Annotated in this window: 6 protein-coding genes and 3 pseudogenes; 7 read left to right on the top strand and 2 right to left on the bottom strand. The window is 48.9% G+C overall.

Translation table 11 applies throughout. The annotated features are described in order from the left end of the window. Positions 1-239: 239 nt before the first annotated feature. Positions 240-809 (bottom strand): nuclear transport factor 2 family protein, encoded by a 570-nt coding sequence (locus GX147_10365; protein NLN61071.1) that lies wholly within the window; start codon positions 807-809, stop codon positions 240-242. Positions 810-1,070: 261 nt separating this feature from the next. On the opposite strand from GX147_10365, the gene GX147_10360 reads away from it, so the two are divergent. From GX147_10360 to GX147_10330, 7 genes and pseudogenes are all read left to right on the top strand, one after another. After that, complete coding sequence (locus GX147_10360; GenBank protein ID NLN61070.1) at positions 1,071-1,247, top strand: AbrB/MazE/SpoVT family DNA-binding domain-containing protein; 177 nt, start codon at positions 1,071-1,073, stop codon at positions 1,245-1,247. Between the two features lie 306 nt (positions 1,248-1,553). Next, on the top strand, positions 1,554-2,312 hold the full coding sequence (locus tag GX147_10355; GenBank protein ID NLN61069.1) for a nucleoside phosphorylase: 759 nt from the start codon (positions 1,554-1,556) through the stop codon (positions 2,310-2,312). Positions 2,313-2,350: 38 nt separating this feature from the next. Beyond that, positions 2,351-2,581 (top strand): annotated as a pseudogene (locus tag GX147_10350) (nucleotidyltransferase domain-containing protein). A gap of 108 nt (positions 2,582-2,689) precedes the next feature. Next, positions 2,690-3,857: pseudogene (locus GX147_10345) on the top strand (IS21 family transposase). Continuing rightward, a complete protein-coding gene (locus GX147_10340) occupies positions 3,848-4,639 on the top strand; it encodes an ATP-binding protein (GenBank protein ID NLN61068.1) in 792 nt (263 codons plus the stop codon). Before GX147_10345 ends, GX147_10340 begins: the two are co-directional and overlap by 10 nt. A 63-nt stretch (positions 4,640-4,702) precedes the next feature. Then, positions 4,703-5,320, top strand: a pseudogene (locus GX147_10335) (lincosamide nucleotidyltransferase Lnu(F)). Between the two features lie 27 nt (positions 5,321-5,347). Further along, entirely contained in the window at positions 5,348-6,085 is a 738-nt protein-coding gene (locus GX147_10330; GenBank protein NLN61067.1) for a hypothetical protein, read from the top strand. A gap of 126 nt (positions 6,086-6,211) precedes the next feature. On the opposite strand, the gene GX147_10325 is transcribed toward GX147_10330, so the two are convergent. Then, positions 6,212-6,378, bottom strand: a 167-nt coding sequence (locus tag GX147_10325; GenBank protein NLN61066.1) for a transposase, incomplete at its 5' end; no start/stop codon positions are given.

Raw genomic sequence — 6,378 nt, 5'->3', positions numbered from 1 at the left:
TCTCGTGTATAAAACCAACCACAATGAATAAAAGGATAAAGATAAACTGGCACAGGAGAAAGACCTTAATCACCTCTTTTGCGATATATTTTGTGATCACCTTCATCTATTTTTTCCAGAACCATTATGACTTAATGCTGGTTTGAAACCCTTAACTGCCTTTCAGGATTCCATACCAGCACAAAAGATATCTTGAGGTTTTTAAAAAATCTATCTTTCAAATTTCTGCTAAATATTCTTTACCAGGCAGGATTTTTAGCTGATCCGATCCATTCTGCCATCTGCTCATTATAGATAATCCGTTTACTGAATAGCCACTCCCCGTTTACCTTTTCCATTTCATCCTCATAATACCCGTATGAATTAAGGACTGCCTTACGTTCAGGGTTGTCATTACCCACATGAAACCAGTAGGCCCTTCCTGTTGCCCTGTTCCCGTTTATCTTTATTACTATATTTGTAATGTTGTGACGGCCTGTGGCAGGGTATAATTCCTTTTCACCCTCCTCAAGGGCTGGATTTTCCTTTTCCATGTTTGCAGACATGGCCCCTAGCTCTCTCTTGATATTTTCCCTCCCCTGCCATTTAAAACCTACAATGTCCAGGATACCATCCTCGGTAAATGTCTTCGCATAGGTATCCATATCGCCAAAATCCAGGGCAAACAAGTAGCGGGCCTGAAGGTCTTCTATCAGTGCCCTGTCTTCCGCATAACTCGTGGCACCTGTATCAGCGGTTGAACAGGCCATTAAAAATGAGACTGATAAAATTGCCAAAAGAACAAATACCATTATTGATAATTTGCGCATCTGTTTCCCTCCTGTTTTAAATTGCAGCTTATTTTTTATTAGATCACGAAGTATAGGCAGATAATAATAATGAGTCAATGCTTACATCGCTTTTGCTGATTTTAGCCTGAATCTGTTTGACAGAAGCATTAAAGCGTCAGGGGAATTAGCAGTCAGATGCTGGATGCTTGATACTGGTAAAAATTTTCATGAATATTGACATACTACTTTTATAAATTTACACTTTTAGTCAGCTTAACCAGTGTTACGAGGTAAAACCAAATGCATACAGTTAAAACATCATCAAAAGGCCAGGTGGTCATCCCCATTGAAATAAGAGAAAAACTGGAAATCAAACCCGGGCAGATGGTTAAGCTTTCGCTCGAAGGAGAAAGAGCGGTTACAACTCCTCTGCCCCCTTTACTTTCCGCACTAAAAAAGATCGTACCCTTGAACTGAAAAACGTGTTTCATGAATGCGCACCAAGATGCTATAAAATAGCGGTCAAGGTGGTTGATATCTTTGGGAATGATATGATAAAGATCGTGGAGGTAACAGTCGGAGGGAAGAAATGAAACCGCGAATGGACGCTAATGAACGCGAATTTAAAGAAAATATTAGCGTTTATTCGCGTTAATTAGCGGTTAAACAGGAAGGAAGATATGACGGAATAAACCCGGGCTCTTCTTTGTGTATAACATCCAAAATATAAAGATAGCCGGGTCAAGTGAATAATTTGTTGGGCTACCCTGAAAACTTATGAATATGAAATTTCCAATTCTTGAGTACGACTCAACCCGTATTGCTTTTATCGAACCTTCAAAGGTTATCATGCCTCTGGATATGCCTGAGCATTGTGTAGTCTGTTTTTTCAGGGAAGTGATTGATAAAGTGGTAATCGAACACAATGCAAAGGTATTGGTAATAGACTATTGGGAGGATGGACCTCATCCCGTTTATGAAATTGAATACCGTGATCAGAGATTGGCATTCTTCCATCCAGGGGTTGGTGCGCCACTGGCCGCAGGCCTGCTCGAAAAAGTCATCGCTTATGGCTGTCGGAAATTTATGGTTTGTGGAGGTTGTGGTATTCTGGATAAACATATGGCGGTTGGCAGCTTACTGGTTGTATCCAGCGCAATCCGTGACGAAGGCGTTTCCTATCATTACCTGCCACCAAGCCGGGAAGTATTTGCGCACGAAGCGGGGGTGAAGGCCCTTGCAAACACCTTGCGAAATATGAACATTCCGCACCATATCGGTAAAACGTGGACGACCGATGCGCCTTTCAGGGAGACACCGGATAGGATAGCCATGAGGAAAAAAGAAGGCTGTCTTGCCGTAGAAATGGAAAGCGCGGGCATGATAGCAGTTGCGCAATTTCGTGGTGCAAGCTTAGGGCAGGTATTATATGGTGGGGACGATTTGAGCTGCGCGGAATGGGATGAGCGTTCATGGCAATCGAGAACCGCCATACGCGAGAAGCTTTTCTGGCTGTGCGCGGATGCAGTTTTGACTCTTTGAACAGGGCGAATGCGAAACAATTTTCCCCGGAGGTTTCAATGCTTCAGCAGGAAATGATCGAACGCTTCAGAGAAGCTTGTCATGAGGATGCACGAATAGCCGCGGCATTGATGTTCGGCTCATTTGCTATCGGAGAGGGTGACGCGTTCTCTGATATCGAATTCGCGGTGTTCATTCAGGATGGTTCATTTGAGAGCTTCGAGCAGCGCTCGTGGCTTAATGCAGTCAATCCGGTTGCGGCTTACTTTCCGGACGACTTCGGCCACTATGTCACCATCAGTGTTAAATGTACCTGGAACAGCGGAATAAAATGTCCTCCAAGATAAACTTTTTGGTATACCTTCAGGGTATTTGCAAATACGTTGGAGGTAGCCGTTATGATTACCAAGGAGGACTGGATGGAAATTAAAGCACAGATTGCAAGGGGTGTCTACCAGAAGGATGTCGCGAAGCAGTTGGGTGTCCACCCGAAGACGATCCGCCGGGCGCTGAAGCGAGGCGGGCCGCCGTCGGGGAGACGTCCCAGGGCGAGAGTCAGCAAGCTGGATGAGTTCAAGCCGGTGATCGACGAGTTGCTTCGTGCCAACGTATGGAACGGGGAGGTCATTTACCGGGAGATTCAGAGCCGCGGATACACCGGTGGTACGACCATTGTGCGTGATTATATGAGACCCAAGCGTCCATTACGGGAGAGCCGTGCGACGGTGCGTTTTGAGACCGATCCCGGCAGGCAGATGCAGAACGACAGTTGCCGGCCGTCATAGGAAAGTTTATTTCAGTGTCAACACCCTGGGGTATTCCAGGAGGTTTCATTTCTGGTGCACCGACAGCAACGACGCCGAGCACACCTATGAGGGGATGCTCCGTTCGTGCGAGCATTTTGGCGGCGTGTGTCGGGAAGTGCTGGTTGACAACCAGAGGAGCACCGTGATCAGCCATCGTATCGGGGATCGTGTGCGATTTAACGAGCGGTTTCTCGATTTTGCCGGCTGGTATGGTTTCACCCCCAGGGCCTGCCGTCCATACCGTGCGCGGACGAAAGGGAAAGACGAACGGATGGTCGGGTATATCAAGAACAACTTTTTTGTCCGTTACCGGGCATTTGAGAGTTTTGCCCACATGAACAGCCTGGCGGAGCGGTGGCTGGAGGACGTGGCAGACCAGAGGGTCCACGGTACGGTCAAAGAGGTGGTACGGGACCGATTTTCCCGTGAGGAACCGTTTCTTGGTCCGTTGCCTGCCGTTCGATACGACACCTCTTACCGGGGGCACCGGACAGTGAGCTGGGATGGGTACATCGACATCCGGGGAAACCGCTACAGCGTTCCGTCGGCACTGTGCGGACAGACAGTGGCGATCCGCATCAGTCTGGACGGGAGGCTCACCGTTTCTGCCGACGATGTCATTGTGGCTGAGCATACGCTCCGTTGTGTTTCTGAAGGCTGGGTGAGCGTCCCGGCTCATCATACCGACCTCTGGCGCAGGGCGTTTCAAGTGGAGCACCGGAAACTATCGGTATATGAGGAGGTGATTCCATGCAACTGACCGGGCTCCTTGAAAAAATGAAAATGGATCATCTGTCCTGCCAGTTAGACGCTGTCTGCGAACAAGCGGCGAAGCGGGATCTTGGGTATCGGGAGTTTCTCACCGAGGTCCTGCAGACGGAATGGAACGGCAGGCATCAGAGGGGGATGGAATCCCGCCTGAGGGCCACCCGTTTTCCCTGGGTGAAAACTCTGGAGCAGTTCGATTTCACCTTCCAGCCCAGCATCGACAGGAAGGTTGTCCGTGAACTTGCCACCCTCGGGTTTGTGGATCGCGCTGAAAATATCATCATCCTGGGCCCTCCCGGTGTGGGGAAGACCCACTTGGCGATCGCCTTGGGAATGAAGGCCCTTGAGGCAGGTCACAAGGTGTTGTTCATGACCCTGGAGTCCATGATCACCCGCCTTACCAAAGCACGGATGGAAAACCGCGTTGAACGGCAGCTGCAGCAGTTTTTTTATCCCAAGGTGCTGATTATTGATGAGATGGGATATCTTCCCATGAGCAGAGACGAAGCAGGACTCTTCTTCCGACTCCTCACGAGACGCTATGAGAAGGCCTCGACGATTATCACGTCGAACAAGTCCTTCGTAGACTGGGGAGAAATCTTCAACGACCAGGTGCTGGCCACAGCGATTCTTGATCGACTTCTTCATCATTGCACAACGTTTAACATCAAAGGTGAAAGTTATCGACTCAAAGAAAAACGCAAAGCAGGCATCTTGGGAACGGTACCAAAGGCTCTGGACATGAAAGATGAAACCGATGATGATGAAATGTAACGAACCAATGGTCAGGGGACATTTTATTCCGCTAAAAAAGGGACAAAATCATCCGATGTTGACAACTACACAGCACTTTTTGAAAACGGCATTCGCGGTGAATTCCACTTCATGCGCAAATCGGACATACCGATTATTTCCACATGGCAAGGCTACGGGTGGTTTCCCTCGCTCGATGCGGCTGTTTTGCTGGACCGATCCGGCGAGCTGTCACAATACGCGAGTGCCCTTGTGGGCGGTCCTCCGAAACGTGAAGGCGCGCCACTTGTAGAAGGGCTCGCATTGAACCTCATCAGTCTGATGCTCTTTGGCGCCAATCTTCTAAATCGGGGAGAATATGCCCGCGCCTGGGCTTTGCTCAGCAAATCCCATGAAAACCTGCTCAAGCTGGTTCGCCTCCACGAAGGGTCGACAGACCACTGGCCGCCGCCATCGCGCGCACTGGAAAAGGATCTTTCCGCGGTCGCGTATAATCGCTACCTGGCATGCACAGCCGGCGCAGAATCGAGGGTGCTATACGCGGCCTATCGCGAGTCGTGGAAGTGGAGTCTCGAATTGTTCAAGAGTGTTGCAGTACCTCTGAACATTGAACTTCCGACAACCGTGATCAACCAGGTACAAAGGTTGTTCAATGATTCCGATGCGCCGCACAACAACGGCATTCAGCGAACAAGCCGTTGATGCCGGGCGTTATGGCAAGAGACCAAGATGAATGATGAAAAGATAGAGGAGAAGAAGATACCCCCTGGGTGGGGACAGGATTCGCTCTCTGAATTCATTGAGAACGCATGGCACAATACCTTTGCAACGTTTCATAACGTGAAGGATTGGTACAGTATTTTGAAGGACATCCATCTTGTCTTCGACGCTATCACACACAACATAGACAGAACTCCCGATTGGTTTGCTTCTTTCTTTTTATTTCGCTCCCATTCTGCCTACTTGGGGAGCGTTCGCCTTGCCTTGAGTGGACAAACGCCTGAGACTTATATTGTTTTGCGTGGTTGCTTGGAAAATGCCCTCTATGGCTTCTATGTGAGCCGAAATGCCGAAAGTCGTGAGATATGGCTGAGACGACATGATGACGAAAAGAGCAATAAGGCCGTGAGAAAAACTTTTACTATACGGAATCTTCTGAAAGCGCTCCGATCTGAGGATCTCAAACTTCATGACGTCGCTCAGGAGCTATACGATCGGACAATCGACCTCGGGGGCCACCCCAATGAGCAAGCCGTTTTCACCGTTATGAAACAAACGGTGAACGGTACCAAGTTGACATTTGAGTCCGGCTATCTTGTAGGAAACGAGCCTGCTCTTGTGCTTGCGCTAAAAACCTGTGCTCAGATCGGTACGTGCGCACTTTCTGTATTTCAGCGCATATACCGGGAGCGTTTCGACATACTTGGGCTATCTGATCAACTGGCTTCACTGAAAAGAGGGCTATGAAATGCCACAACAACGGCATGAAGCGGATCATAGCCCTGTCAGGCTATTCCCGCTTATGCCGGGCGTTGGATGAAATGTAAAAATCAACCTCTTCCCGGACAGTCAGTTACTCTTCGGTGAGGCAGCTTACACCACCTGTTCTTGTTTTGTTAGCTCTTTGGCAGCGAGAGCCGCTTCAATCGTTTCAATGGGTCGTCTGCCCATGTTGCGATAGCCCCGGTGAGGCCTTTCGTAATTGTAGTGATGGAGCCATCTGTCCAGATTCTCCTGTAGTTCCTCCACGGAGGTGTAGA

The organism is Deltaproteobacteria bacterium, assembly GCA_012522415.1.
Lineage (GTDB): Bacteria > Desulfobacterota > Syntrophia > Syntrophales > JAAYKM01 > JAAYKM01.
The sequence above is the reverse complement of the archived record's forward strand: the minus strand, read 5'-3'. Positions and strand labels throughout refer to the sequence as shown.

Bases quoted from the DNA above. Each gene is read 5' to 3' on its own strand.
- GX147_10330 (NLN61067.1), top strand. From the start codon at position 5,348: ATGAATGATGAAAAGATAGAGGAGAAGAAGATACCCCCTGGGTGGGGA.
- GX147_10340 (NLN61068.1), top strand. From the start codon at position 3,848: ATGCAACTGACCGGGCTCCTTGAAAAAATGAAAATGGATCATCTGTCC.
- GX147_10360 (NLN61070.1), top strand. From the start codon at position 1,071: ATGCATACAGTTAAAACATCATCAAAAGGCCAGGTGGTCATCCCCATT.
- GX147_10365 (NLN61071.1), bottom strand. From the start codon at position 809: ATGCGCAAATTATCAATAATGGTATTTGTTCTTTTGGCAATTTTATCA.
- GX147_10355 (NLN61069.1), top strand. From the start codon at position 1,554: ATGAAATTTCCAATTCTTGAGTACGACTCAACCCGTATTGCTTTTATC.